We start from the raw sequence: 25,503 nt of genomic DNA, 5'->3' as shown, positions 1-25,503 counted from the left end.
CCTGCATACTTCTGCTGAAAGGACGTGGATGTCATGAACGACGCAGTGATCAACGCCGGCACTCCGGTGATGCTCTCCCGCCTGCTGCGCGGCCCGATCCGTGACGGGCGCGGCACCCAGATCGGCAGTCTGGCGGATGTGATCGTCCGTCTGGGACCCGAGGGCTACCCGGCCGTGACCGGGCTGGTGGCGCGGGTCGGTGGCAGGGCCGTGTTCGTCCCGGCCGAGAGCGTCACCGAGCTCGGCGACGGGTCGATCACCCTCGGCACGGCCCGCCTGGATCTTCGGCCGTTCGAGCGGCGCCCCGGCGAGGTGCTGCTGAAGGAGGCCGTACTAGGACACCGCCTGGTCGATGTCGAGCACGCCCGGCTGGTCCGCGCCTACGACATCGCCATCCGGTACGACGGCCAGGGCTGGGTGGCCACGGGGGTCGACGTCAGCGCGCCGCTGTGGCGTGGCCGGCGCGACCATCCGGTCCGGGACTGGAAGTCGTTCGACGCTCTGATCGGTCACGCGCCGTCGGCGGCTCTGCGTTCGCGTTTCCGCCGGCTCGACGGACTCCGGGCCGCGGAGATCGCCGATGTCATCGAGTCCGCGACCCAGAGCGAGCGCGCCGACCTGTTCGAGCACCTGCACGGCGACCCGGAGCTGGAGGCCGACGTCATCGAAGAGCTCGACGACGACGAGCAGGCGCGCGTGCTCAGAGGCAGGGACACCGCGGAGATCGCGGCGGTCCTGAGCCGCATGCACGCGGACGACGTCGTCGACGCCATCCTCGATCTCCCGCAGGATCGGCGGACGGACGTCCTGGATGCGCTGCCGGCCACGCAGCGGGAGGATGTGCTGCGGCTGATGCGCTACCAGCACCGAAGCGCCGGCGGCATGATGGGCGTCGAGTACCTGGCCGTCGCGCCCGGCACTAGCGCCGGCGACGCCGTGGAGGCGGTGCGCGACGCGAGCATGCAGGACCAGGCGCTCACCACCGTCCACGTCGTCGACGCCGAGAACCGCCTGATCGGCGCCGTGGGCCTCATCGAGCTCCTCCGCGCCGACCCGCAGACGCCCGTCCGGGAGATCGCCGAGACCGAGCCGGTGGCGGTCGCCCCCTCGGACGACGTCGTCGCGGTGGTGAACACGATGGCCGACTTCAACCTGCTGTCGGTGCCCGTCGTCGCCGACGACGGAGAGCTCGTCGGCATCATCACCGTGGACGACGCCCTCGAGGAGTCCATCCCCGACGACTGGCGCGAACGCGGCCGCACCCGCACGCCCTGACCCGCGACCCCTGACCCCTGAAGGAGCAGCACCGTGAGCATCACCGACCTGGACTACCTGCTGCGGCTGCTGCTGGCCGGCGGCTGCGGCCTCCTCATCGGGCTGGAGCGCCAGTACCGCTCCCGCACCGCCGGGCTCCGCACCCAATCGCTCGTCGCCGTCGGCGCCGCCGCGTTCGTCCTCTTCGGCATCCAGGCGAACGTGCCCCAGGCGCCGTTGCAGATGGCCGCGTACGTGGTCTCGGGCGTCGGGTTCCTCGGCGGTGGCGTGATCCTGCGGCAGGGGTTCACGGTGCAGGGCCTGAACACCGCCGCCACCCTGTGGTGCTCCGCCGCGGTGGGCTGCCAGGCCGCCGGCGGCCACGTCGTCCCCGCGCTCACCACCACCGGCATCGTGCTGGCCATCCACCTGCTGCTCCGGCCGCTGGGCCGGCTGGTGGATCGGGCGCCCGTGGCCAAGACGGACACCATCGGCGCCTACGCCCTCACGGTGCTCGTCGACGACGCACGGGAGCCGGAGGTCCGGGCGCGGCTGAGCGAGCTGCTCAGCGAACCCGACATCATCGTCCACGCCATGAGCAGCCACCTCGACGCCAGCACGGAGAAAGGCCACGAGCTCTCCCGGCTCGACGCCGAAGTCCTCATCGAAGGCGCGGCGCCGGCGCTGCTCGACAGTGTGATCACCGCGATCTCCCTCGAAGACGGCATCAAAGAGGCCTCCTGGCGCTCGGAGGACCCCGAACCCGTGCCCGTCCAGCCCCTCGACCAGGGCCGGCTCGGCTTCCGCTCGCTCCTCAGAAGGCGGGGTGACGCATGAACGACCTCGACCTCCGCGCCCTGGTGCCGCTCACCATCGGACTCGTGGTGGCCGGCCTGACCGTGGCGCTCGCGCTCACCGACGCGTTGCGCGTCCGCCGCGCGCACGCGAAGCTCGACCACGCGAGCCGACGGCCCCGGAAGCCGCCGGAGCACTAGGGCCGATCAGTCCGTCTCCGCCGCCGGATGAGCCGGCGAAGTCGTCAAGGGGAGGCGCGCACGCAGACTCCTTACCACGACCGAGCGCTGATCACGGCAGCTGCCCGAACCACCAGGACGTGTGCGCGAAGACCTCCTCGTCCGTCGGACGGGGGCCGCCGATCATCGGGGCGACCAGCAGGCGATAGCCGTGCTCCGTGACTTCCAGGTCGAGGAGGTCGGAGAGGACGGCGCGGTTCGCCGGCATCGACGCCAGCACGTCGGTTCCGACGAGCGTGGTCAGGAATCTCGCGGTCGCGACGACGACTGAGGCCGTGGTTCCGGGGGTCGGCCGGTGGAACCGGTGGAGCGATGGCGGGGCCGGGTGCAGTCTCGGCGGCTTCGGGATCGCGGTCGAGGGGAGGGAGGTCGACATGGGTCTCTTCGGGTGAGCGCAGCGGGTGGGGTGGGTGTCGACGTGCCCCGCGCGGAAGTTCGGGTCAGCAGCGCGAGGCACGTCGGTAAAGGGACGCGCGAGGTGCCGGACGATGACGCGGTTTCCTCGAATTCACCCTGGGTTTCACCCCAAGGGCGCCACTAGAGGGCCCGCGGCGCGATCACTGGACGACGATCGGGACGTCGGCCACGAGTCCGTGCCGCTGCCCGTCCTCGTAGGCCGCGCCGATGCGGCGTGGGCCGACGATGATCGAGGTGTAGCTGCCGGCTCCGTCGCCGAGGCTGTCGAGCACGTAGGTGTACGGAGACGGGTGGCCGTCGGCGACGACGCGCACCGTCGTGCCGGGGACTCCGTGGACCCGGACGGAGACAGAGCCCACGCCACCCGACGCCGTGACCAGCGGCACCGTCACGGTGCCCGCTGTCGCCGGGGATGCGGGGGAGGTGACGCCGGCGACGTCGCCGGCCGTCCCGGTCTGCGTCGCCGTGATCGAGAAGTCCGGGCGGACACTCGTCAGCTCCGGCGAGATCCACGCCCCTGCGGAGTCTGCCGTGACCTCCGCCGCTTTCACGCCGTGGTCGAAGAGCGTGACCGTCGCGCGAGGGGCGGAGGTCCCCGACACGATCGGGGCGAGAAGGCCGGCGTAGAGACCGGAGCCGGTGTCGACGCCGGCGATGACCGGTGCGGCGAGCGTCGGGGTTGTGGGAGTGGTCGGCGTCGTGGGCGCCGTCGGTGTCGTCGGCTGGGCGGCCGGCGGTGCGACGACCGGAAGCGGCGCCACCGGAACCGGCGCCACCGGGGCGGAGACGACCGGAGCGGCCGGCGCCGCCGGTGCGACCGGGGCCGGCGGCGGGGTCTCCGGGACCGCGGGAGCGGGGGCCGGAGTGGTCGCGGGCGGCGGGTCGGCCGGAGCGGGGTCCGCCGGAGGCGCCGGCTCCTTCACCGGCCCCTGCGCCGAGGGGACCGCGGTGCGGCCGAACAGGCTCTGGGCGATCCCCGGCCCGATGACGAAGCCGATGGTCACCGCCGCCGCGACCGCGGCAGCGGTGACGCCGAGCGCCCACCGGGTGGAGGTGGAGGCCGTCGCCGACCCGCCGGACGTGGCGGTCCCGGCCGGGGCGGCCACTCCGTCCGGGCCGAGTGCGTAGGCCGCGGAGCCCGTCCCCGCGTGCAGCCATGCGGTGTATGCGGTCGCGCCGCCGATGCCGGCGACGAGCGGGAGCAGCACGAGGCCGAGCCGAGAGCCGACCTCCTCGGCCTCGGCCGCGACGATGCTGCAGCGGGCGCACTCGGCGAGATGGGCGTCGATCCGGTCCGTCTCCCGCCTGCTGGTCTTCTTCCGCGCGTAGGCGCCGAGGTGGTCGATGGTCCAGCGGTGCTCGGAGTCCGCGGACACGGTGGCGAGGTGCGCCTGGATCCACGCCTGCCGCAGACCTTCCCTGGCCCGGTAGGCGAGGGCGGCGACAGCGCTCGCGCTCATGCCGAGCAGCGGACCGATCTCCTTCGGAGCCATCTCCTCGACCTCGCTGTACCAGAGCACCTCCTGCCACCGGCTCGGGAGGCTGCGGAACGCCCGGGCGGTCAACGAGCGGTCGAGCGCGGCGACGGCCGCGTCCTCCTCGAACGAGGGGTCCTCCAGCGCGTCGGCGTCCTCGAGCGGAGTCTCGCGTCGCGAGCGGCCCCAGGAGGTCGCGATGTTGCGGATCGTGGTGAAGAGGTAGGGCCGGAAGGCGCTGGTCGGACCGCCTCCGGACCGGATCGCGGTGAGGATCTTCGCGTACGCCTCCGCGGTGACGTCCTCCGGGTCCGCCGTGGAGGTCGCCGAGCGTGCGACCACGGCGCCCGCCCGGTTGTGTCGCTCCCAGAGCGCGCCGAAGGCGGCGTTGTCTCCGCCGCGGACGAGCTCGATCAGTTCCACATCGGAGAAGGAGTCGTACGACGTCATTCCCGTTCCTCTCGGAGCCTAGAAACTAGCAAATCCGAGGGACGCCCGCTCGCGGGCGCCCCTCGGAGGATGGTCGGAGCGATCAGCTGTGCACCCTGCCCCGGTGGGAGGGACGGCGGCGCCGGCCGAGCAGGACCCCGCCGAGACCGAGCGTCAGCAGCACGACGGTCGCGACGATCGGGAGGGCGACATCTGAACCGGTGTGCGCGAGCACGACCGTGTCGCCCGCTCCGCCGGCCGCGGGGTCGACGGGCGGCGCGGGCGGCGCCGCGGCCGGCGCCGCCGGGCTGGCGGGCGTGGCCGGGGCGCTCGGGGTGGTGAGCGGGCCGGAGGGCGTCGCCTTCGCCGTGAATCCGAAGTCGAGCGTGAGGTCCGCTGCGCCGTCGGTCGTCAGGTCGGTGGACGTCGCGGTCCAGGTCGATGAGTCGCCTGCGCTGTCGCCGATGTGCTCCAGCGTCGGCGTGAGCCCGTTGAGCGCCTTCGCCGACGCGTCCTTGTCGATCGTGACCGTGTAGTGCTGCCCGGCCGGGAGGACGGGCAGGCGGGAGAAGAGGTACTTCCCGCCCGCGTCGGTCACGGTCGGCTGCACCACGTGCCCGTCGATGTCGGTCACCGGTCCTCCAGTCGGCCCGGTCAGCACCATCGTCACGCCGGGGATGCCGTGCTCGCCGGCGTCCTGGCGACCGTTCGCGTCGGTGTCCAGCCACACGTAGTCGCCGACCGAGACGGACTGCGTCCCGCTCCCGACGCCGCCCGCCGCGGTCCGCTTGATGGTCTGGGTCTTGGTCCAGGTCTGCGCCGGCGCCGTCACGGTGACGGCGTTGGAGTAGCTGCCGAGGCCCTGGTCGGTGATCGTGCCCTTGTACCGGACGTCGATGAACTCGTCGGGCTTGATCCGGTCGAGGACGATGTGGAGCGTGCCGTCCGCGCAGGTCACGGTGGAGCGGGACGGGTCGAGCGTCGTCGTCGGGGTGCCTGCCGCGAGGCCGGCGCGCGCGGTGATCCGGATCGAGGCGCAGTCGATGGCGCTGCCCTGCCCGGTGTGGTCGACGATGTCGATGGGGCCGGTGAAGCCGGTCGGGTTGCCCGGGAGCTCGACCAGCCAGTTGATGTTGTCGCTGGGATCGCGCGTGCCCTCGTACGAGCCGTCGGCCCAGCCCGCGCCCTTCCAGAGCCCGCGCTGGGTCGGCGGCGGGGACGGCTGCGAGGTGCCGGGGTCCGTCGGCTGCGGGGTCGGCTTGGGTGCGATCTCCACGGTGGTGACGCTCGTGCCGAAGGTGAGGACGACGGGGCCGCCGGTCTCGGTGACGACGCTGTGGTCCCACTGTGCGGTGAGGAATCCGGATCCACCGACGCTGCGATGGGTCGCCACGTAGTCGGTGAGCGTGAAGACGACGGTCTTGCCGTTCCACGCGGCGGTCGCGACCGGGCTCCCGTCGGCGGCGGCCAGGGTGAACCGCGCGAGGCTCGCGGCGCTCAGCGCGGCGGGGAGCTGGAGGGAGAAGGTGTCGCCGGGGGCGCTGCCGTCCGGCACCGCCCAGGTGAAGTCCAGGCGGAGGCGCTCGCTGTAGCCGTACGACGACTTGTCGGTCTTCACGCTCGTGATCGCTCCGGGGATCTCGGCGGCGTCCGCGGGAGCCGCGAGGGCCGCGAGCCCCGTCAGGCTGAGGAGGACGGCCACCAGCGATGCGATAATCCGCGTCGGCCAGGGGGTTGTGGCGGCTCGGGCGCCGCGCAGGGCAGGGTGATGCATCTCGGGTTTCGCTGCTTTCGGGTAAGCGGTCCTTCCGCGGCGCGACGAACACGCCTCGGCAGAACGGGTAGCGGCCCTCCTCGACGGCCGCACGCATTCGGGGCGCGCGGGCGCCGCGACGGCTTCGGGGCCGTCGCAACGGAGGGGAACTCACACGTGGTTCACCCGAGAGACGCGATGACCCCTTCGCTATGACGCGACACTGGGGTGATTCTCAGGGTGAATTGCTCGCAGCGATCGACAGGAAGCGAAAAGGCGCACCCGAGGACTCCTCGGGTGCGCCTTCCGCGTGTCGAGCGGTGGTCACTCCTGGATGAAGGCCAGAAGGTCGGGGTTGATGACGTGGGCGTGCGTGGTGAGCATTCCGTGCGGGTAGCCCTCGTAGATCTTGAGGGTCGCGTTCTGGAGGAGCTCGGCCTGCTTGAGCGCCGCATCCTTGTACGGCACGACCTGGTCGTCGTCGCCCTGCATGACCAGGACGGGCACGCTGATCGCCTTCAGGTCCTCCGTCTGGTCGGTCTCCGAGAAGGCCTTGATGCCCTCGTAGTGGGCGAGGGCGCTGCCCATCATCCCCTGGCGCCACCAGTTGGCGACCACGGGCTCGGAGACGGTGGCGCCCGGGCGGTTGAACCCGTAGAACGGCCCGGCGGCCACAGCCTGGAAGAACTCGGCCCGGTTCGCGGCCAGTGCATCGCGGAACCCGTCGAACACCGAGATCGGAAGGCCTTCCGGGTTGGCGTCGGTCTGCACCATCAGCGGGGGCACCGCGGAGACCAGGACGGCCTTCGCGACGCGTCCCTGGGGCTCTCCGTACCGCGCGACGTACCGTGCGACCTGGCCGCCGCCGGTCGAGTGCCCGATGTGGATGGCGTTGCGCAGATCGAGGTGCTCGACGACCGCGGACGCGTCGCTGGCGTAGTGGTCCATGTCGTGACCGGTGCCGATCTGAGATGAGCGACCGTGGCCTCGCCGGTCGCTGGCGATCACCCGGTAGCCCTTCCCGAGGAAGTAGAGCATCTGGGCGTCCCAGTCGTCGGAGGACAGCGGCCAGCCGTGGTGGAACATGATGGGCTGGGCGTCCTGGCTGCCCCAGTCCTTGTAGTAGATTTCCGCACCGTCTTCTGTGGTGACAAAGGGCATGAAACGACCTTCCGGGTTCCTGTCGCACCGAATGCGGTGCGACGAGTGGGCTTCTCTGCTGTCGACGGGGGAGAGCGCCTTCACGACAAGCGCTGCACCCATCCGCGACGGTCCTACTTTTGTCGAGAAGACGTGTCCACGTCTAGCGCCGACGCGCGGCCTTCGGGCCGAAACCGATCGGCTAGCCTCGTGACATGCCAACTCTGCCGTTCCGCGCCGACGTCGTCGGCAGCTTCCTCCGTCCGCCCGAGCTCGCCGCCGCCCGCGAGAGGTTCGCGTCGGGCGCGCTCGACGCCGACGGGCTGCGCGCGGTCGAGGACGCCGCGATCCGGGAGCTCATGCTCAGTGAGGCGGAGGCGGGCCTGCAGGTCGCGACGGACGGCGAGTTCCGGCGTGCGTGGTGGCACTTCGACTTCTTCGGGCTGCTCGACGGCGTCGAGGTGGTCGAGCTCGATCACGGCATCCAGTTCCAGGGCGTGCAGACCAAGCCCCGCGGCCTCGAGGTGTCGGGGAGGATCGGGTTCGGCGACGACCATCCGTTCCTGGAGCACTTCCGGTCGCTGAAGGCGCTGGTCGAGAGCACCACCGGGGCGGTGCCGAAGTTCACGATCCCGGCGCCCACCGTGCTCGACTTCCGGCTGGAGCCCGGACACATCGCGCCGTCGGCGTACGGCGGCCGCGACGACCTCGTGGACGACCTCGTCGGCGCCTACCGCGACGCCCTCCGTGCCTTCTACGACGCCGGAGCGCGGTACCTGCAGTTCGACGACACCGCCTGGGCCTACCTGTGCTCGGAGGCGGAGCTCGCCAAGGCGCGCGACCGGGGCATCGAGACGCACGGCATCGCCGAACGGTACTCGGCGATGCTGAACCGCATCCTCGACGGCAAGCCGGAGGACCTCACGGTCACCACGCACGTCTGCCGTGGCAACTTCCGGTCGACGTGGATCTCGTCGGGCGGCTACGAGCCGGTCGCGGAGCAGCTCCTCGGCAACACGCGGTTCGACGGGTACTTCCTCGAGTACGACAGCGAGCGGGCCGGCGGATTCGAGCCGCTCCGCTTCCTGCCGGAGGGCGACAAGCGGGTCGTCCTCGGGCTGATCACCTCGAAGACCGGTGCGCTGGAGGACCCGGACGTCATCAAGCGCCGGATCGACCAGGCCGCCGAGTTCGCGCCCCTGGACCAGCTCGCGCTCAGCCCGCAGTGCGGCTTCGCCTCGACCGAGGAAGGCAACCTGCTGACCCGCGAGGAGCAGTGGGCGAAGGTGCGCGAGGTCGTGGACATCGCCGCCGACGTCTGGGGCTGATCCCCGCCCTGCACAGCGAAAGGCGGCCGCCCGGTCGGGGGCGGCCGCCCGGTCATGGTGGATGGCCTGCGGTCGTGGCGAGCGAGGCGCGCCGCCCGCATCATGCGGTCCGGCCTGCACCGGCGTGGAGCCCGCTCGCCCGGGCCGAGGGTCAGGCGGTGACGGCCTTGTGCGTCTCCGACGCCGATCCGACGCTGACCTTGCGCGGCTTCGCCTTCTCGGCGATCGGGATCAGGACGCTGAGCACGCCGTTGTCGTAGCTCGCGCTGATGCCCTCGGTGTCGACGTCGTCGCCGATCGTGAACTGGCGCAGGTAGCTGCCGAACGGCCGCTCCTGGAGGAGCCAACGGCTGTTCTGGCGCTCGCCCGCGGATCGCTGCGCGCGGATGCTCAGCAGGTGGCCGTCGAGGTCGATGTCGATGGATCCGGGGTCGATGCCCGGGAGGTCCGCGTTGAGCAGGTACTTGTCGCCCTCACGCGACAGGTCCACCGGCATCATGCGCGGCTGGCGGCTGGTGTCGAAGACGCTCTGAGCGATCCTGTCCAGCTGGCTGAAAGGATCGAACGACATGGCCATGGGTGTGATCTCCTTTCATCGGGGTGTGCGGTTGCGTGCAGATCGCTGCCGCGTCGGCGGGCAGCGGGCCACTGCCCGGATGCGCCAGGCGGGGAGCCTCCGCCGCTGTTCCGGACTCCACCGGCGCGGCCAGGCGGACTCCGGGAATTTCGGGCCCGACGGTCGCGGGCCCGAGACGCCGACGCGGACGGGAGGCTCCAAGCGGGAGCGGGCGACGAGTGCGGCGAATTCGGCCTCCACCCAATCCGGGTCGGAGCAGATCAGGTCTGCGAACCCTGCCGTGGCCGTCTCGATCGCCGTCTGCATCTCGGAGCCTCCCATCCTGCTGACCAATGAGATTACCTACAGCGTCTGCTATAGATTTGATACACCCATCGCTTGACAAAACTTCCGATTTACAGCAAACTTTGAGGATGACGGACCGGTCGGGGAGCGTTCCCCTCTACAGCATCGCCGTCGCGGCGCAGCTGACGGAGCTCCCCGCGGCGACGCTCCGCCTCTACGAGGAGAAGGGCCTGGTCACGCCCGCCCGCACCGAGGGCGGCACGCGCCGCTACAGCGACGACGACATCGCGGCGATCCGCCAGGTGGCCCTGCTCCAGGGCGACGGGATCAACCTCGCCGGCGTCGGCCGCGTGCTCGTGCTGCAGGCCGAGAACGCCGACCTCCGTCGTCGCCTCGACGGCTGACGGCCGGAGCTCCGACGAGCGCAGTGCCGCGCAGCGGGCGGTCCGGCTCAGCGCAGGTGCAGGACGATCCCGGTCAGGCCGTGCAGCACGCTCGCCACTCCTGCGGAGATCGCGTCGCTCGCGCGTCGCTCGGTGACCGCGGCCGGGTCGATGTCGCCGTCCACGCTGATGCCCGTGCCGCGGAAGCTGGCTCCGGCCCAGATCACCGAGGTGACGTTGGCCGTCGGCTCCGGCAGCTCGGCGCCGACGATGAGGAACTGCTGGTGCAGATGCTGGGCGGTGGTCAGAGAGAACACGTCGACCACGTCCGGGCCGGCGCCGATCACGAGGTCCGGTGAGGCCGCGATCGCCCGCAGCAACCGGTCCTCGACCTCGTCGTCGCCGCGGGCGGTGACGGCGGTGATCGTCACGCCGCGCTGCTGCGCCCAGCGGGTGACGCCGGAGACCAGCGTCGAGGTCGCGCGGTCGTCGCCCGCGCTGAGCAGCACCACGCTGTAGCCGCCCGGCGGCTCCACGCCCGCCCAGGAACCCCGCTCCGGCTCGATCGTCGCCTCCGGCGTCGGCGTGGCGACGCCGCCGAGGAAGCCGCTCCCGAGCGGGTGGACGCCGGACGGCCCGGTGCCGACAGGCGCGGGCGCGGGCGCAACGCAGCCCGACACGAGCAGCGCGACGGCGGCGAAGAGGGCCGCAAGCGGCAGCGTGAGCGGACGGAGGCGGGGCATGCCCCCAGGCTCGCCGAGGGGCCGGGCCGACCGATGACGGCGGGGCCGTGAGCCGGTGAACGGGAGGCAAACACTTCGGGCGACGGGAGGCCTCCGAGGGGGTGCGCGTTCCCCGGCGTTCGCGTCCCGGCCCCGACCCGTTCACCCGGCTCCGGGACGTTGTGCCCGTGATCCAGACCCTCCCTCGCCTCCATCCCCACCCTCGTCGCGGTCGTCGCGCCCGCATCCTGGGCGTCCTGGTCGCCGCCTTGGCCGCCCTCGCCGTCCTGCTCCCGGCCGCGAACGCGAGCGCCCACGGCTTCTCGTCCGTGGCGTACGTGGACGTCACCGGACGAGCCGACGGCGTGGTCCGCACAGCGCTCGACCTCGAGTACGACCTGCTCGTGGTCTCGGCGGCGGAGAGCGAGAAGGATCGGGCCCTCTTCGACCAGGGCACCGAGCTCTTCCAGACCGGCGAGGAGGCGACCGCGATGAACGACCACGCCGACAGCGTCACCGCCTACGTCACCGGCCGCTTCGCCGTGAGCGCCGGCGGCGCCCGGTGCGAGGCGGCCCGCGTCGGCGACATCGCCGTGCACGAGCGCGATGGGGTGCCGTACGCCACCCTCGTGCTCGACCACGCCTGTCCGGGAGGCTCCGGCCACGAGGTGCGCAGCGGGCTGTTCCCCGACGCCGAGGGCTACGTCACGGGCACCAAGACCATCGTCACGTACGCGATCGACGACAAGGACGGCAGCGCCGCGCTCGACGCGCAGCACCCGTCGTTCTCCACCGGGCAGACCGCGGGGGAGCGCTTCGGGGAGTTCTTCCTGCTCGGCGCGGAGCACCTGCTGAGCGGGATCGACCACATCCTGTTCCTGCTGGCGCTGATCGTGGGCTCCCGCCGGCTCCGCGACGTGGTGCTCGCCGCGACGACGTTCACCGTCGCGCACTCGATCACATTCCTGCTGGCCGCGCTCGGCCTGGTCACCGTGCCCGCCGCCGTGGTCGAACCGGTCATCGCCCTCTCGATCGCCGTCGTCGCGGCCTGGTACCTGTGGACGGTGCGGAGGCGGGTGCTGCCGTCCGGGGAGCTCGCGCCGGAACTCGTGCCCACCCCGGCCGGGCCGCTCGGCCTCACGCGCGCGGACGGGCTGCGCCTCGCGGTGGTCTTCCTCTTCGGCCTCGTCCACGGCCTCGGTTTCGCGAGCGCGCTCGGCATCGACGAGCCGTGGTCGTGGACGCTGCTGTGGTCGCTCCTGGTCTTCAACGTCGGCATCGAGGCCGTGCAGCTCGGGAGCATCGCCGTCGTCTTCCCGCTGCTCCTGCTGCTGCGCAGGCGGACCCCGCGCACCGCACTGTGGGTCGGGATCGCGATCGCCGCCGTGGTCACCGTCGTGGCCCTGTTCTGGTTCGTCGGCAGAATACTGGGCCTCGAATGGGGGTGACTTTCGCACCCGGTCCATCGCCACAACTCTGAGAGTTCACTCAGGATTCACACTCGCCCGAGACGGTGGGTGAATCCGCGGTTCGCGGACACCTCACCAGATCACCAGAAGGGCACCGGACATCCATGTCGAGTGACGACCTCCGGCGGGCCAGCGCGTCCCGCCATCGCCGCACCACCACACGCCTCGCCGCAGCCGCGGTGTGCATCGGCGTCATGCTCGGAGGCGGCGCCCTCGCCGCCCCCGCCGCATTCGCCGCCTCCGCCAACCAGCACGACATCGTGCTCCACGTCGGCTCCGACCAGTCGCAGCGCAACTTCTCCTGGTACTCCGCGGCCGACGTGCCGCAGGTCCTCCAGGTGGCCCTCGCGTCCGACGTCGTCGGAGGCGCGTTCCCGCAGACCTCCACGAGCATCCCCGCCACCGGCGGCCCGACCACGAGCGGCGAGTTCAACCGCTTCGCGACGGTCACCGGCCTGAAGGAGAACACCGCCTACGTGTACCGCGTCGGCACCGAGGGCGACTGGTCGGCGACCTACTCGTTCCGCACCCGGAAGTTCACGGGGGACTTCAACTTCCTCTTCTTCGGGGACCCGCAGATCGGCTCGTCCGGCAACGTGGCGAACGACGCGGCCGGCTGGGCCGACACGCTCAACGTCGCGACCGCCGCCTACCCCGACGCCGAGATGCTCTTCTCGGCCGGGGACCAGGTCGAGACCGCGGCCAACGAGACCCAGTACCAGGCGTTCCTGCAGTCCGACCGCCTCCGCCAGATCCCGTTCGTCGCCACCAACGGCAACCACGACGTGGGGTCGAAGGCATACGAGCAGCACTTCAACACCCCGAACGTCGACCGCACCGCCGGCGCCAACACCGGCACCGGCTCGGGCGGCGACTACTGGTTCATCTACAAGGACGTGCTGTTCCTCGACATCAACTCGAACAGCCGCGACGCCTCGCACATCGCCTGGATGCAGAAGATCGTCGCCGAGCAGGGCTCGAAGGCGAAGTGGAAGGTGCTCGCCTTCCACCACTCGATCTACTCGTCCGGTCCGCACGCCACGGACAGCGACATCCTCGACCGCCGCAACGTCCTGCCGACGGCCATCTCCGACCTCGGCATCGACCTGGTGCTGCAGGGCCACGACCACACCTATGCGCGCAGCTACCTCATCCGCAACGGCGAGAAGGCGAACGCGGCCGAGGCGGCCGGCGCCGACTCGGTGGTCGCCGGCCCCGGCGGGGTGCTCTACGTGACGGCCAACTCGGCGTCCGGCTCGAAGTACTACGACCTGCAGAACAAGGGCTTCTGGTGGCTCTCGGTCCAGAACCAGGAGAAGGTCCGCAACTACAGCGCGATCGACATCAGCTCCAGCGCCATCACCGTGAAGACCCTGCGCAGCCAGGCCAACGGCTCGGACAAGCCGGTGAACAGCATCGTCGACCAGGTCACCCTGACCCGTGAGGCGAAGCCGGACACCGACGCGCAGCAGCTGCAGGTCACCGTCCCGGAGGCCGCGCCCGGCGAGTTCGTCTGGAACGTCGACGGCACCAACGGCCTCGTCGACCTCGGCAAGGCCGTGGAGGCGGGCGACCACTACGCCGCGGTGGGCTCGATCAACCCGATCCGCGTCACGGACACCCGCGCCGCCGGACCGCAGTGGTCGATCTCGGCCCAGGTGAGCGACTTCGTCTCCGGTGGCAAGAAGTTCTCGGGCAAGTACCTCGGCTGGACGCCGGCCGTCACCCAGGCCGGCGGCGACGCCAAGGCAGGCGACCGCGTGCAGTCCGGGTTCACGGGCGGCAACGGTCTCTCCGTGTCGTCCACGCTCGGTCACGCCGACGGCGGTCACGCGAAGGGCTCCGCCAAGCTCGGCGCCGGCCTGGAGCTCGACATCCCCGTCGACGTCGCCGACGGCACCTACACGGCGACCCTGACCCTCACCGCGCTCAGCTAGCCGACCGCTCCACCCGTCCGGGCGGGCGCGTGCCGCCCGCCCGGACCTCCCCGATCCTCACCAGGAAGCCGATCCCCACCAGGAAGCACGATGCGCACCTCGACCCTCCCGACGCTCCCCTCCGCCTCCCCGCTCGCGCGCCTCGCCGCCGGGCTGGTCTCCGTCCTCCTCGTCGCAGCGACCGTCGCCGTCGGCGGCTCCGCGTCGCCGGCGCTCGCCGCGGGCGACGGCGACGTCACCTGGGGCGTGCGCACCGCCGCCAACCAGAACGGCGCCGACCGTCAGAACTTCGGCTACCGGATCGCGCCGGGCGGCTCGGTCACCGACGCGATCGTCGTGGGCAACCACGCCGCAGCGCCGATCACGCTCGACGTGTACGCGGCCGACGGCTTCACCACGAGCAGCGGCCAGCTCGACGTGGCGAAGCGGGACGCGAAGGCGGTCGCCGTCGGAGCGTGGACGGCGCTGCGCGACCACACGGTCACGATCGCCCCCGGCGGCACGGCGGAGGTGCCGTTCACGGTCACCGTCCCGAAGGACGCGACGCCCGGCGACTACGCCGGCGGCATCCTGACCTCGCTGCCGCAGGCCGCCCAGGAGAACGGCATCAGCGTCGACCGCCGCCTGGGCATCCGGGTGCACCTCCGGGTCGACGGGAAGCTGGCCCCCGCGGTCGCCGTGGAGAAGCTGCGCGTGGACTACACCGGGACGCTCAACCCCTTCGGCACGGGGGACGCGACGGTGAGCTACACCGTGCGCAACACCGGCAACGTGCGGCTGTCCGCGGGCCAGACGGTGGGGCTCAGCGGCCCGTTCGGCTGGTTCCCGGTCGACGCGGGGAACGTCGCCGGCGTCCCCGAGCTGCTGCCGGGCGAGTCCTGGACCGTGTCCGTGCCGCTGCACGGCGTCGTCCCGGCCTTCTGGCTGACGGCCTCGACCGCGCTGAGCCCGAAGCTGCCCGCGGTCACGGGTTCGACGCCGGGAGTGGAGGGCGTCGCGGCCGAGGCCGGAACGGTCGCGGTGCCCTGGGCGCTGCTGACGCTCCTGATCGTAATCGCGGCCGCGGTCGCCGCGACCGTGCTGGTGCTCCGTCGTCGCCGGCGGGCGAGCGCAGTGCGCGAGGACGAGCGCGTCAAGAAGGCGGTCGAGGAGGCGCTGAAGGGCGTGGAGGCCGCCGACCCCGCATAGGACGGTTCGGGGCCGTTTCGCAACCTTTGTGACGTCTGTTGACCACGGCTACCGAATATGACGGCGGAGGATGTGGTCAGGGCAGGCGCCCTTCTAACCTCGGCGATGCACAGAGAGCCCGTCGTGTCAGCCCGAGGTTAAGGAACAGCCATGAAGAGAATCATCCGGAGCGCAGCCGTCGTCTCCGTCGCCGCGCTCGCCGTCGCCGGCCTCGCCGCGTGCGCGAGCGGGTCCTCCGCAGCGACCGGAGGCTCCTCCTCCGGAAAGAGCACCGTCTACTTCGGCGTCTCCGCCGCGGAGACCGGCCAGTACGCGCAGTACGGCCAGCAGTTCAAGGAGGCGTTCGACCTCGCCGTCGAGCAGGTCAACGCGCAGGGCGGCATCGACGGCCACCCCGTCGCGCTCAAGTACGAGGACTCGCAGTCCGACCCCAAGCAGTCGGTCGCGGTCGCCCAGAAGTTCGTCGGCGACGACAGCATCAGCCTGGTCTTCGGCGACTACTCGTCGGCGGCCTCCATCCCGGCCTCCCCGATCTACACCGCGGGCAAGCTGCTGCAGTACGGCTTCAACAACTCGAACCCGGACTTCACGGCCAAGGGCACGCAGTACCAGTGGTCGACCTCCATCACCACGAGCGCGACCTACACGTGGACGGCGGACTACATCAAGAAGCAGGGGATCAAGTCCGTCGGTGTGACCTACCTGAACACCGCCGACTGGGGCATCCCGGCGTTCAACGCGTTCAAGGACGAGGCCAAGAAGATCGGCCTGAAGATCACCGACGCGGAGGGCGTGCTCGACACCTCCGACGACTACCGCCCGTCGCTCACCAAGGCCGTGGCCGGCAAGCCCGACGCCTTCGTGCACATCGGCTACGGGCCGGACGCCGCCAAGCTGGTCACCCAGCTGCGCGCGATCGGCTACAACGGCCCCTTCTACGGCGGCCAGGACGAGCAGTCCTTCGACGGCACGAAGGCCGCGGAGGGCGCGATCAACGGCGCCGAGTTCCTCGCCTCCAACCCCGCCAAGGAGGTCCAGGACTTCGTGAAGGCGTTCCAGAAGAAGTACCCGAACGAGACCGAGGTCACCGGCTTCGAGGCCGGCGCGTACGACGCGCTCCACGTCGCGGTCGCCGCCGCGAAGCTCGGCGGCACCACCCGCGAGGGCATCCTGGCCGGCTTCAAGAAGGTCAAGGACGTGCCGAGCGTCGTCTACGGGACGATCACCTTCGACCAGGCCACCCGCCGGGTCGCGTCTCCGCAGCTCACCCCGAGCATCCTCAAGGACGGGAAGTGGGTCGCGTACAACGGCTGAGCCGCTGACACGCGCATCATGCTCGACACACTGATCGCCGGCCTGCTCCGAGGGAACGTCTACGCCCTCGGAGCGGTCGGCATCTCCCTCGTCTTCGGCGTCATGAACGTCGTCAACTTCGCCCAGTTCTCGTTCTTCGGGCTGGGCGCGATGCTGTCCTGGTTCTTCGTCGTGAAGCTGGGGCTGCCGTTCTGGCTGGCGCTCCTGCTCGTGCTCGCCGTCTGCGGCGCGCTCGGACTGCTGATCAACGTGACCGTCGTGCGTCCGCTGGCGAAGTTCCTGCCGCTGGCGGCGATGCTCTCCACCTACGCGATCTCGCTGATCCTCGACAACGCCTCGCAGGTCGCGTTCACGGCGCAGTTCCGGGTGTTCCCGGAGGTGCTGCCGACTTCGAACCTGCACCTCGGCAACATGCGCTTCGGGACCTCCGACCTGGTGATGCTCGGCACGACCGCCGCCGTCATGGTCGTGATGACGGTCTTCCTCAAGTACGGCAAGGTCGGCCGCGCGATCCGTGCGACCGCGCAGGACCAGGAGGCCGCCCTGCAGATGGGCATCCCGGTCGGGCAGGTGCAGCACGTGTCGTTCGTGATCGCGTCGGCGCTCGGCGGCCTCGCCGGCGTCTTCATCGCGCTCTACGTGGGCGTCGCCAACCCCAGCTCCGGTCTGGACGTCGGGCTCACCTCGTTCGTGGCCGCGACGCTGGGCGGCCTGGGCTCGCTCGTCGGTGCGGTGGTCGGCGGCTTCGTGCTCGGCATCCTGGAGGCCTTCGGCATCCACTTCTTCGGGGACACCGCCCGCGAGATCATCGTCTTCGTCATCCTCATCGTCGTGCTGATCGTGCGGCCGGGCGGACTGTTCGGCAGGGTGCCGCTGATCTCGGCGGAGCCGCTCACGGGCACCTTCCTCGGCAAGGGCCGCCCGCTGCGGATCCCGCGCTGGGTGTGGCCGCTCGCGTTCCTGCTGCTCGGTGTCGTCGTGCCGCTGTTCGGCGACGACTACCTCCTGACCACCGGCACCCAGGTGCTGGTCTACGCGATCATCGCGGCGGGCTTCACCGTGACCGCCGGCCAGGCCGGCGTGCTCGCGCTCGGGCAGGCCGGCCCGATCGCGATCGGCGCGTACGCCTCCGCGCTGCTGACCATGTACGTGCACGTGCCGTTCTGGGTGGCGCTGCCGCTCGCCGGCCTGGCGGCCGCGGTGGTCGCGTCGATCCTGGCATCGCCGATCTGGGGCGTGAAGGGGCACTACGTGTCGATCGCGACGCTCGGGCTGGGCATCGCGATCGTCGCCGTCATCCAGCTGATCCTGCCGCAGGGGCTCTACAACATCCCCGTGCCGGAGTGGTTCGGGACGCCGCTGAACACCCCGCAGGCGTACTACTGGATCGACTTCGGCGTGCTCGTGCTCACCCTGATCGTGATGTGGCGGCTGCGCACCTCGCACCTGGGCAAGGTGATCTCCTCGGTCGGCTCCGACGAGGTCGCGGCGCTGTCGTCGGGCGTGCGCGGCCGCGATTACAAGGCGCTGGCGTTCGCCGTCTCCGGCTTCTTCGCCGGGATCGGCGGCTCGCTGCTCGCCCACCAGTACACCTACATCGACCCGACCATCTTCACGATGCTGATGTCGCTCCTGGTGGTGACCATCGTGATCCTCGGCGGCGTCGGCCTCCCGTACGGCGCGGTGGTGGGCTCGATCGTCCTGATCGGTGCGATGGAGCTGCTGCGGTTCACGCCCGAGCTGCGCATCATCGTCTACGGCCTGGTGCTGATCCTGGTCGTCCGCTTCCGCCCCGGCGGCATCCTGGTGAGGAACTCATGAGCGCCGACACGCTGCTGAGCGTCCAGAAGCTGGAACGCCACTTCGACGGCCTGAAAGCCGTCGACGGGATCTCGTTCTCCGTGCACCGCGGGGAGGTCGTCTCGATCATCGGGCCGAACGGGTCGGGCAAGACCACGACGCTCAATCTGGTCACCGGCGCCATCCGGCCCAACGGCGGCACCATCACCCTCGACGGGGAGCGGATCGAGCGGGCGGACAGCGCGCGCATCGCCGAGCACGGCATCGCCCGCACCTTCCAGAACGGGCGGGTGTTCGCGACGCTCTCGGTCGCGGACAACATCGAGGTCGGCCTGCACACGACGCTGCGCGCGCACCGGCCGTTCCGGAGGCTGTCGAACCTGTTCCTGCTGCGCTGGATCCCGCTGCTGGCGGAGCTGTACATCGCGATCGTCGGCACCCCGGCCTCCCGCCGGGAGCGGGCGGCGATCGACGCGGTCGTCGAGTCGGAGATCGACCGGTTCGAGGCGCGGCTCGGCCGGCGGCGCGACGACCCGGCGTACTCGCTGAGCTACGCCAACCGGCGGCGCACCGAGATCGCCCGCGCGCTGGCGCTGGAGCCGAAGCTGCTCGTGCTCGACGAGCCGACCGCCGGCATGAACCAGTCGGAGACCGCCGAGGTGCTCGCGCAGCTGCTCGAGCTCAAGGCGGCCGGGCAGAGCATCCTGCTGGTGGAGCACAAGCTCGACCTCGTGATGACGGTCTCCGACCGGGTGATCGTGATGGACGGCGGCCGGATCATCGCCGAGGGACGCCCGGACGACGTCCGCCGCGACACCGCGGTGGTGGAGGCGTACCTCGGGCGCCGTCGCGGCCTCGGAGGGGTGGACCTGGCATGACCGAGCTGCTGGCGCTGGAGGACGTGAACGTCCACTACGGCCCGTTCCACGCCCTGCGCGGCAACTCGCTCTCGGTGCGGGAGGGCGAGATCGTCTCGCTGCTCGGCGGCAACGCGAGCGGCAAGTCCACGACGATGAAGACCATCCTGGGGCTCGTGCGGCCCACGTCGGGCACGGTGCGGTTCGCGGGCGAGGACATCACGCACGCCTCCACGCGGCGTCGCGTCGCGGGAGGCATCGCCTCGGTGCCGGAGGCGCGGCGGGTGTTCCCCGAGATGACGGTCGACGAGAACCTGATCGCCGGCGCCTACACGCGCCCGGGCCGCACCCGGAGCCAGAAGGCCGCGATCGCCGAGGACCTGGACCGGATGCGCACGCACTTCCCGCGCCTGGCCGAGCGGCGCACGCAGCAGGCCGGCACCCTCTCCGGCGGCGAGCAGCAGATGCTCGCCTTCGCGCGCGCCCTGATGAGCCGGCCGAGGCTCGTCTGCATGGATGAGCCGACCATGGGCCTCTCGCCCAAGCTGGTCGACCAGGTGCTCGACGAGATCGTGCGCATCAACACCGAGCTCGGCGTGGCCGTGCTGTTCGTGGAGCAGCAGGCCGAGCTGGCGCTCTCCATCGCCTCCCGGGGCTACGTGCTCGCGACGGGCGCGATCGTGCTGCAGGGCACGGCGCGCGAGCTGCTCGACGACCCGCAGATCCAGGAGGCCTACTTGGGAAAGGCGGCGCAGGAATGAGCCAGGCACCGATCGACGGACGCTCACGGCAGCGGCTGGGGTTCTTCACCCGGCTGCTCGACGACGGCACCGCGCTGCAGCGCTACCGCAATGCGCTCGACCAGTTCGTGCGCGCGGAGGAGGTGGGGCTCGACACCGTGTGGGTGGCCCAGCATCACTTCCACGAGGCGGAGGGCGGTCTCCCGTCGCCGTTCGTGCTGCTCGCCCAGGCGGCCGCGCTGACCTCCCGCATCCGGCTCGGCACCGGCATCGTGACCCTGCCGCTGGAGGCGCCGCTGCGCGTGGCAGAGGACGCCGCCGTGCTGAACCTGCTCTCGGGCGGCCGGCTGGAGCTCGGGATCGGCTCCGGCGGGACACCGACGTCGTTCGCCCCGTTCGGGCACGACCCGGCCGACCGTGCGGCGATCTACGACCGGCACAGGGAGGCTCTGGTCTCCGCGCTGCGCGGGGACCGGCTGACCTCGGACGGCGGCGCGCTCTACCCGGGCGCGCCCGAGGTGCTCGACGTGGTCTGGGAGGCGACCTTCTCCGCCGAGGGCGCCGCCCGCATCGGCCGCCGCGGCAACGGGCTGATGCTCTCGCGCACCCAGCCTCGCCGGGAGTGGGACGCGCCGTCGTCGCCGGAGCTGCAGGAAGCGATCGTCGACGCGTACCTCTCCGCTCTGCCGGACGGGGTCGCGCCGCGCATCCTGGCGTCCCGTTCGGTGCTCCTGGTCGACACGGAGGCCGACGCCGCCGCGTGGATCCGGCGCGGGATCGACCGCGGGCGCGCGTTCGTCGACGCCCAGGGGCTGGCGATCCCGGCCGGGACCACCGACGCCGAGCTCCTGGCCTGGCTCGACATCCACATCGGCACGCCGGAGCGGGTGCTCGCCACGCTCCGCGCCGACACGATCCTGGCGCGGGCGACCGATGTGGCGTTCCAGCCGCACCCGGTGGATCCGCCGCACGAGACCGTGCTGCGCTCCATCGAGCTCACCGCGGAGGTCGGGCGCGAGCTGCTCGACTGGTCGCCGGCCCTGCCGGCGGTCGCCCTGCGCTGACCCGTCCCGCTCCGATCCGCCCTCCATCGAAAGGACTTTCATGACCACCGACGTCATCGACCAGCTGGTCGGCATCCGGCCGGGCGACCCGCTCGACACGCTGCGCGACCAGCGCCCGAACGCCCGGGCCAACGCGCAGGCGAGCTTCGACGCGCTGCTGCGCTCCGACGAGCTGTCCCAGGTCGCGCAGCGGGAGCGGCTGGCCGTCGCCTACTGGACGGTCGCGCTCTCGAAGTCGCCCACCGCGTCGTTTTACCGCGACCTCCTGGCCGCCGAGGACGCGGGTCTGGCGGCCGCGCTCGACGCCGCGCTGCCCGCCGCCCTCACCGATGGGCCCTACGGCGACTACCCGGACGGACCGCTCACGGCCGAGAACGTGGACGGCCCGCACTGGCAGCCGTCCGCCGAGCTGGGGGTCGCGGCGGGTCCGCGCCTCGCCGCGGCGCTGGCCCACACGCACCTGCTGGTCTACCGGCCGAGGGACGCGTCGGCGGACGCCCTCCAGGAGCTGCTCGACGCCGGCTGGTCGACCACCGGGATCGTCACGCTGTCGCAGCTCGTCGCGTTCCTCAGCTTCCAGCTCCGCGTGGTCGCGGGGCTCACCGTCCTGAAAGGAGAGCTCGCATGAGCGAGACGATCACCCGCACCACGACCGAGGCGCCGAACTCGTTCACGCAGGCCGAGCTCGGCTGGGAGGCGTGGCTGGAGCCGCTGCCGCTGGAGGAGCTCACCGAGCGCCACTACGCGGGACTGGTCGACAAGGGCCGCGCGAACAGCCCGTACTTCCGGCTGCTGGTGCGCGACCCCGACATCCTCGGCGCCCGCACCCGCACGGACAACGACATCTTCTACAACGAGAAGGGCGGCCTGACCCGCGCCCTCCGCGAGCTGTCGGCCACCGCGGCCTCCCGCACCAACGGCTGCATCTTCTGCGCGTCCGTGCACTCCCGCTTCGCCAGCCACTACTCGAAGCGCCCCGACGACGTGCAGCGCCTCCTCGACGAGGGCACCGCCGCTCCGCAGGACGACCCGCAGTGGCGGGCGGTGATCGACGCGTCGGTCGCGCTCACGGTCGTCCCGAACGAGTTCGGCGCCGAGAACGTGCGTGCGCTGCGGGACGCGGGCCTGGACGACGTGGCGATCATCGACGCGATCAACGGCGCCGCCTTCTTCAACTGGGCCAACCGCCTGATGCTGTCCCTGGGAGAGCCGACGCCGCCGAAGGCCTGAATCGACGACTGTCGGGTGTGCGGTGCCGCCCCCATCTCGGGCGGCACCAGTTTGTGGTATTTCGGGTGCCAGGCGGCGGATCGGATACTGGCTGCGACGCCGAACGCGCCAGCGCCCCCGCCGCAGAAAGCCGACCCGAGATGTCCAGCACACAAACCATCAGCAGCGACAGCATCGACACAGCCACGCACCCGTCGCCCGTCACCGACTGCTGCGGGTTCTTCGACGCTCCGCACGCCCACCTCTGGGAGTACACGAACGGGCACTGGGTTTGCGCGTTCTGCGATCAGAAGCGGCCGTTCACCGCGTAGGGCGCTGCGCCCGGGTCAGCCTCCCGACCGGCTCGTCGTCGTGGTGCGGCCCGACGTTCCCGTGCCTGCGCCTCCCGTGCCCTTGCCGAATCCGGTGCCGCCGAAGCGGCCGCCGCCGAACCCGGTGGTCGTGCTCGGGAGCGGCTGGGAGAGGTCCGCGAGCTCGACGACGTCGCCCTTCGCGAGGCCGGAGGTGATCTGGGTGAAGTCGCCGCCCGCCGTTCCGACGGTGACCCGGGTGACCACCGGCGCACCGTTGACGATCTTGTCCACGATGGTCGTCGCTCCCAGGCGGTGGATCGCCGAGGTCGGGACCGCCAGCACGTCCGCGGCGGACGCCACCGACACGGTCGCCTGCGCGGGCGCACCGTTGAGGAGGTGCGCGCCGGCGTCGTCGAGGCCGACGGTCACCGAGTAGGCGGGGTTCGAGGTGTCGGACGAGACGTCGGTGACGCCGATGGCGGACACCGAGCCGGTGAGCGGCGCCGCGGCGCCCGCGACCGTGACCGACGCCTTCTGGCCGAGCTTGAGCGAGCCGATGTGGGTGACGGGCACCGTCGCGTTCACCGACCAGCCGCTGGAGCCGATGATCGTGATGTCGGAGGTGTGCGATCCGGCGGACACCGTTCCGCCCGGCGTGAGCGAGACGGCGGCGACCACCCCGTCGATCGGGCTGGTCAGCGTGCCGAGCGAGACGTTCTGCTGCGCCATCGCGACGGCCGCGTTCGCCGCGGTCACCGCGGCCTGGTCGGCGAGGATCGTCTCGGCGGTCGCCGGCGTGGACGATCCGCCGCCGGACCCGCCGGTCCCGGACGACCCCGAGCCGCCGGAGGCCGATGCCGCCAGCGGGCTCGAACCGGTCGACGCCGTGGTGGTCGTGGGGGCCGACGCTGTGGAGGCCGCCGGAGCGGACGACGCGGGGGCGGACGACGCAGGGGCCGACGCCGCCGGAGCCGCTGCGGCGCCGGTCGAGGACGCGGCGCTCGCCGCGGCGAGGTCGGACTGCAGCTTGCCCACGGCGGCGTCGAGCGCTGTCGCGTCCTGCTGCACGGCCTTCTGCGCGGCGGCGGTGGTCTGCTGGTCCGTCTGCACGGTGGCGATGGCGGTCTGGCAGGCGGCGAGCTCGGCCTGCACCGTGGCCAGCGGGCTGCCCGTCGCCGGAGCGGGGGCCGGAGCGGCCGTCCCGGTCGGAGCGGGCGTCGGCGACGGGGAGGGATCCGAGATCGTGGCGTCTGTGACGGCCTGGCACGCGGTGGCCTCCGCCGCCTCGGCGGTCTGGGCGGCGGCGAGGTCCGCGGCGGACGTCTTCGCGTCCGCCAGGAGCGTGCTCTGCGCCGCGTGGATGGCCGCGACGTCGTGGGTCACCGCGGGGTTGGAGCCGGACGACCCCGAACCGCCGGACCCCGAACCGCCGGACCCCGACCCGCCGGACTTCGGGTTGCCCGTCGGCGGGGTGGTCCGCGTCGAGGGGGCGGACCCCGTGGACGTCGACGACGTCCCCCTCGCCGATCCACCCGACCCGCCGGACGACCCGGACGAGCCCGACGAGCCCGGGGAGCTGCTCGCGGTCGTCGTCGCCGTCTGGGAGGCGAGGTCGTCGGACAGCGTCTGCGACGCGGACGACGCGTTCTGCTGGGCGGTCTGGAGCTGGCTGTCCAGCCCCGTGGACGACAGGGCGGCGAGGGTGTCGCCGGCGTGGACCTGCTGGCCGGGCTGCACGGACACGCTCGCGACCGTGCCGCCGACGCCGAAGGCCACGTGCCGCACGGTGGTGGAGGCGACGCTCCCGGAGAGGGCGACCGTCTGGTGGACCGTCTCCGGCTGGACCGTCGCCGTGCGGTAGCTTCCCGCGCTGTTGTTCGTCGCGGCGATCGCCAGACCGCCGCCCACGAGCACGACGACGAGGCCGGCGCTCGCGCCGACGACGAGGCGGCGCTTCCTAGGCATTGCCGCCACCGGTCCCGGTCGAGCCGCCGGGGGCTCCGCCGCCCGGGCGACGGCCGAAGGGCTGGGTGCAGCCGTTCGCGCCGGGGTCGGAGACGGTCACGGAGGTCGCGGTGACGGCGCCGGACGAGTCGGCCGGCCCGCGGACGGCGGCGCATCGGCCCACGGTGAGCGCCGCCGGGGTGACCTTGCTGGTGACGGTGAACACCGTCGTCGACGCGGTGGTCACCGTCTTCGGGCCGGAGGTCGATCCAGACGCGGTTCGGCTGGGCGTGACCGTGATCGTGTCGCCGGAGACGGCGGTCACCACGCCGGCGACCGGCGGGGTGAAGGTGCGGGTGCGGGTCGGTGTCGGCCGCGGGGTGCGCGTGCCGCCGCCCCCGCCGAAGCCGCGGCCGCCTCCGAAGCCACCGCCGAAGCCGGTGCAGGTCCCGTTGGTCGCCGGTGAGATGGTGACGCTGGTGACGGCGCCCGAGGTCGACGGGGCCGCGGAGCTGCCGGGGCCGCCGAAGGTCGACGCGACGACGCACGAGCCGACGGTGACGTCGGAGAGGGAGCCCTTCGCGGTCTGCAGCACGGTGGTCGACGCCGAGACGTTCACGGCGGTCTGCGCGCTCTGGCTCTGCACCTGGAGGGTGCTCCCGTTCACGGCGGCGATCTCCCCGAAGACACCGCCGCCTCCCGCGCCGGAGCCGCCCGCGCCCTGCGCCCGTGGCGCGCTGGTGCTGGCGGGGGCGGAGGACGTCGGCGTGCCGGCGGCGCAGCCCGCGAGCAGCAGGGCGACGCCCAGCACGGTCGCGCCGAGCGCGATGCTGCGGGGCTTCGAGATCAGTGAGGTCATGGTGCGGTCCG

At 71.9% G+C, this 25,503-nt stretch carries 24 protein-coding genes; 16 read left to right on the top strand and 8 right to left on the bottom strand.

Features of this window, described 5'->3' with window-relative positions:
- The first annotated feature begins 33 nt into the window (after positions 1–33).
- The 3 genes from HNR13_RS21035 to HNR13_RS21025 are packed head-to-tail and all read left to right on the top strand — an operon-like array spanning position 34 to position 2,249.
- Entirely contained in the window at positions 34–1,275 is a 1,242-nt protein-coding gene (locus tag HNR13_RS21035) for a magnesium transporter MgtE N-terminal domain-containing protein (protein WP_179608891.1), read from the top strand.
- 33 nt (positions 1,276–1,308) lie between these two features.
- A complete protein-coding gene (locus HNR13_RS21030; RefSeq protein ID WP_179608890.1) occupies positions 1,309–2,091 on the top strand; it encodes an MgtC/SapB family protein in 783 nt (260 codons plus the stop codon).
- Entirely contained in the window at positions 2,088–2,249 is a 162-nt protein-coding gene (locus HNR13_RS21025; protein ID WP_179608889.1) for a hypothetical protein, read from the top strand. The genes HNR13_RS21030 and HNR13_RS21025 overlap by 4 nt, the downstream gene beginning before the upstream one ends.
- Positions 2,250–2,340: 91 nt before the next feature.
- On the opposite strand, the gene HNR13_RS21020 is transcribed toward HNR13_RS21025, so the two are convergent.
- From HNR13_RS21020 to HNR13_RS21005, 4 genes are all read right to left on the bottom strand, one after another.
- Complete coding sequence (locus tag HNR13_RS21020) at positions 2,341–2,664, bottom strand: hypothetical protein (RefSeq protein WP_179608888.1); 324 nt, start codon at positions 2,662–2,664, stop codon at positions 2,341–2,343.
- 181 nt (positions 2,665–2,845) lie between these two features.
- Positions 2,846–4,630, bottom strand: coding sequence for a sigma-70 family RNA polymerase sigma factor (locus HNR13_RS21015; protein WP_179608887.1), 1,785 nt, complete (start codon positions 4,628–4,630; stop codon positions 2,846–2,848).
- Between the two features lie 82 nt (positions 4,631–4,712).
- Positions 4,713–6,311, bottom strand: coding sequence for an SdrD B-like domain-containing protein (locus tag HNR13_RS21010; RefSeq protein WP_179608886.1), 1,599 nt, complete (start codon positions 6,309–6,311; stop codon positions 4,713–4,715).
- Positions 6,312–6,686: 375 nt separating this feature from the next.
- Complete coding sequence (locus HNR13_RS21005; protein WP_179608885.1) at positions 6,687–7,523, bottom strand: alpha/beta fold hydrolase; 837 nt, start codon at positions 7,521–7,523, stop codon at positions 6,687–6,689.
- Positions 7,524–7,717: 194 nt separating this feature from the next.
- On the opposite strand from HNR13_RS21005, the gene HNR13_RS21000 reads away from it, so the two are divergent.
- The gene (locus HNR13_RS21000) at positions 7,718–8,830 is read left to right on the top strand and encodes a 5-methyltetrahydropteroyltriglutamate--homocysteine S-methyltransferase (protein WP_179608884.1); all 1,113 of its coding nucleotides are present in this window, start codon (positions 7,718–7,720) and stop codon (positions 8,828–8,830) included.
- A 151-nt stretch (positions 8,831–8,981) separates the two neighbouring features.
- Here HNR13_RS21000 and HNR13_RS20995 read toward each other — a convergent pair whose 3' ends face one another.
- Positions 8,982–9,407, bottom strand: a complete 426-nt coding sequence (locus HNR13_RS20995) for an Hsp20/alpha crystallin family protein (protein WP_179608883.1) — start codon at positions 9,405–9,407, stop codon at positions 8,982–8,984.
- Between the two features lie 413 nt (positions 9,408–9,820).
- Between HNR13_RS20995 and HNR13_RS20990 the strand changes: the two genes are divergently transcribed.
- Entirely contained in the window at positions 9,821–10,096 is a 276-nt protein-coding gene (locus HNR13_RS20990; protein WP_179608881.1) for a MerR family transcriptional regulator, read from the top strand.
- A gap of 47 nt (positions 10,097–10,143) precedes the next feature.
- Here HNR13_RS20990 and HNR13_RS20985 read toward each other — a convergent pair whose 3' ends face one another.
- Positions 10,144–10,818, bottom strand: a complete 675-nt coding sequence (locus HNR13_RS20985) for a type 1 periplasmic-binding domain-containing protein (protein ID WP_179608880.1) — start codon at positions 10,816–10,818, stop codon at positions 10,144–10,146.
- 167 nt (positions 10,819–10,985) lie between these two features.
- Here HNR13_RS20985 and HNR13_RS20980 point away from each other — a divergent pair, with 167 nt between their 5' ends.
- From HNR13_RS20980 to HNR13_RS20930, 11 genes are all read left to right on the top strand, one after another.
- Positions 10,986–12,245 carry a HupE/UreJ family protein gene (locus tag HNR13_RS20980; protein WP_343063649.1) on the top strand — a complete coding sequence of 420 codons (1,260 nt, stop codon included), beginning with the start codon at positions 10,986–10,988 and terminating at the stop codon, positions 12,243–12,245.
- Between the two features lie 125 nt (positions 12,246–12,370).
- Complete coding sequence (locus tag HNR13_RS20975; RefSeq protein ID WP_179608878.1) at positions 12,371–14,203, top strand: purple acid phosphatase family protein; 1,833 nt, start codon at positions 12,371–12,373, stop codon at positions 14,201–14,203.
- Between the two features lie 90 nt (positions 14,204–14,293).
- Complete coding sequence (locus HNR13_RS20970) at positions 14,294–15,391, top strand: WxL protein peptidoglycan domain-containing protein (RefSeq protein WP_179608877.1); 1,098 nt, start codon at positions 14,294–14,296, stop codon at positions 15,389–15,391.
- Between the two features lie 150 nt (positions 15,392–15,541).
- Entirely contained in the window at positions 15,542–16,705 is a 1,164-nt protein-coding gene (locus HNR13_RS20965; protein ID WP_179608875.1) for an ABC transporter substrate-binding protein, read from the top strand.
- An 18-nt stretch (positions 16,706–16,723) separates the two neighbouring features.
- A complete protein-coding gene (locus tag HNR13_RS20960; RefSeq protein ID WP_179608874.1) occupies positions 16,724–18,526 on the top strand; it encodes an ABC transporter permease in 1,803 nt (600 codons plus the stop codon).
- Positions 18,523–19,383: an ABC transporter ATP-binding protein gene (locus HNR13_RS20955; protein WP_179608872.1), complete on the top strand. Its 861-nt coding sequence runs from the start codon at positions 18,523–18,525 to the stop codon at positions 19,381–19,383. The genes HNR13_RS20960 and HNR13_RS20955 overlap by 4 nt, the downstream gene beginning before the upstream one ends.
- Entirely contained in the window at positions 19,380–20,123 is a 744-nt protein-coding gene (locus HNR13_RS20950) for an ABC transporter ATP-binding protein (protein WP_179608870.1), read from the top strand. The genes HNR13_RS20955 and HNR13_RS20950 overlap by 4 nt, the downstream gene beginning before the upstream one ends.
- Positions 20,120–21,166: a putative FMN-dependent luciferase-like monooxygenase gene (locus HNR13_RS20945; RefSeq protein WP_179608869.1), complete on the top strand. Its 1,047-nt coding sequence runs from the start codon at positions 20,120–20,122 to the stop codon at positions 21,164–21,166. Before HNR13_RS20950 ends, HNR13_RS20945 begins: the two co-directional genes overlap by 4 nt.
- 40 nt (positions 21,167–21,206) lie before the next feature.
- Complete coding sequence (locus HNR13_RS20940) at positions 21,207–21,794, top strand: CMD domain protein (RefSeq protein ID WP_179608867.1); 588 nt, start codon at positions 21,207–21,209, stop codon at positions 21,792–21,794.
- Entirely contained in the window at positions 21,791–22,396 is a 606-nt protein-coding gene (locus HNR13_RS20935; RefSeq protein ID WP_179608866.1) for an alkylhydroperoxidase domain protein, read from the top strand. The genes HNR13_RS20940 and HNR13_RS20935 overlap by 4 nt, the downstream gene beginning before the upstream one ends.
- A gap of 140 nt (positions 22,397–22,536) precedes the next feature.
- Positions 22,537–22,707, top strand: a complete 171-nt coding sequence (locus HNR13_RS20930) for a hypothetical protein (protein WP_179608864.1) — start codon at positions 22,537–22,539, stop codon at positions 22,705–22,707.
- A 15-nt stretch (positions 22,708–22,722) separates the two neighbouring features.
- Here the strand turns inward: HNR13_RS20930 and HNR13_RS20925 are convergent, their stop codons facing one another.
- Entirely contained in the window at positions 22,723–24,654 is a 1,932-nt protein-coding gene (locus tag HNR13_RS20925; RefSeq protein WP_179608862.1) for an efflux RND transporter periplasmic adaptor subunit, read from the bottom strand.
- Positions 24,647–25,492, bottom strand: coding sequence for a DUF5666 domain-containing protein (locus HNR13_RS20920; RefSeq protein WP_179608861.1), 846 nt, complete (start codon positions 25,490–25,492; stop codon positions 24,647–24,649). The genes HNR13_RS20925 and HNR13_RS20920 overlap by 8 nt, the downstream gene beginning before the upstream one ends.
- Positions 25,493–25,503: the final 11 nt, after the last annotated feature.

Source organism: Leifsonia shinshuensis (genome assembly GCF_013410375.1).
GTDB lineage: Bacteria > Actinomycetota > Actinomycetes > Actinomycetales > Microbacteriaceae > Leifsonia > Leifsonia shinshuensis.
This window is presented reverse-complemented; position numbering and strand designations above follow the sequence as displayed.

Bases quoted from the DNA above. Each gene is read 5' to 3' on its own strand.
- HNR13_RS21035 (WP_179608891.1), top strand. From the start codon at position 34: ATGAACGACGCAGTGATCAACGCCGGCACTCCGGTGATGCTCTCCCGC.
- HNR13_RS21025 (WP_179608889.1), top strand. From the start codon at position 2,088: ATGAACGACCTCGACCTCCGCGCCCTGGTGCCGCTCACCATCGGACTC.
- HNR13_RS21020 (WP_179608888.1), bottom strand. From the start codon at position 2,664: ATGTCGACCTCCCTCCCCTCGACCGCGATCCCGAAGCCGCCGAGACTG.
- HNR13_RS21015 (WP_179608887.1), bottom strand. From the start codon at position 4,630: ATGACGTCGTACGACTCCTTCTCCGATGTGGAACTGATCGAGCTCGTC.
- HNR13_RS21005 (WP_179608885.1), bottom strand. From the start codon at position 7,523: ATGCCCTTTGTCACCACAGAAGACGGTGCGGAAATCTACTACAAGGAC.
- HNR13_RS21000 (WP_179608884.1), top strand. From the start codon at position 7,718: ATGCCAACTCTGCCGTTCCGCGCCGACGTCGTCGGCAGCTTCCTCCGT.
- HNR13_RS20995 (WP_179608883.1), bottom strand. From the start codon at position 9,407: ATGGCCATGTCGTTCGATCCTTTCAGCCAGCTGGACAGGATCGCTCAG.
- HNR13_RS20990 (WP_179608881.1), top strand. From the start codon at position 9,821: ATGACGGACCGGTCGGGGAGCGTTCCCCTCTACAGCATCGCCGTCGCG.
- HNR13_RS20985 (WP_179608880.1), bottom strand. From the start codon at position 10,818: ATGCCCCGCCTCCGTCCGCTCACGCTGCCGCTTGCGGCCCTCTTCGCC.
- HNR13_RS20975 (WP_179608878.1), top strand. From the start codon at position 12,371: ATGTCGAGTGACGACCTCCGGCGGGCCAGCGCGTCCCGCCATCGCCGC.
- HNR13_RS20970 (WP_179608877.1), top strand. From the start codon at position 14,294: ATGCGCACCTCGACCCTCCCGACGCTCCCCTCCGCCTCCCCGCTCGCG.
- HNR13_RS20965 (WP_179608875.1), top strand. From the start codon at position 15,542: ATGAAGAGAATCATCCGGAGCGCAGCCGTCGTCTCCGTCGCCGCGCTC.
- HNR13_RS20960 (WP_179608874.1), top strand. From the start codon at position 16,724: ATGCTCGACACACTGATCGCCGGCCTGCTCCGAGGGAACGTCTACGCC.
- HNR13_RS20955 (WP_179608872.1), top strand. From the start codon at position 18,523: ATGAGCGCCGACACGCTGCTGAGCGTCCAGAAGCTGGAACGCCACTTC.
- HNR13_RS20950 (WP_179608870.1), top strand. From the start codon at position 19,380: ATGACCGAGCTGCTGGCGCTGGAGGACGTGAACGTCCACTACGGCCCG.
- HNR13_RS20945 (WP_179608869.1), top strand. From the start codon at position 20,120: ATGAGCCAGGCACCGATCGACGGACGCTCACGGCAGCGGCTGGGGTTC.
- HNR13_RS20940 (WP_179608867.1), top strand. From the start codon at position 21,207: ATGACCACCGACGTCATCGACCAGCTGGTCGGCATCCGGCCGGGCGAC.
- HNR13_RS20935 (WP_179608866.1), top strand. From the start codon at position 21,791: ATGAGCGAGACGATCACCCGCACCACGACCGAGGCGCCGAACTCGTTC.
- HNR13_RS20930 (WP_179608864.1), top strand. From the start codon at position 22,537: ATGTCCAGCACACAAACCATCAGCAGCGACAGCATCGACACAGCCACG.
- HNR13_RS20925 (WP_179608862.1), bottom strand. From the start codon at position 24,654: ATGCCTAGGAAGCGCCGCCTCGTCGTCGGCGCGAGCGCCGGCCTCGTC.
- HNR13_RS20920 (WP_179608861.1), bottom strand. From the start codon at position 25,492: ATGACCTCACTGATCTCGAAGCCCCGCAGCATCGCGCTCGGCGCGACC.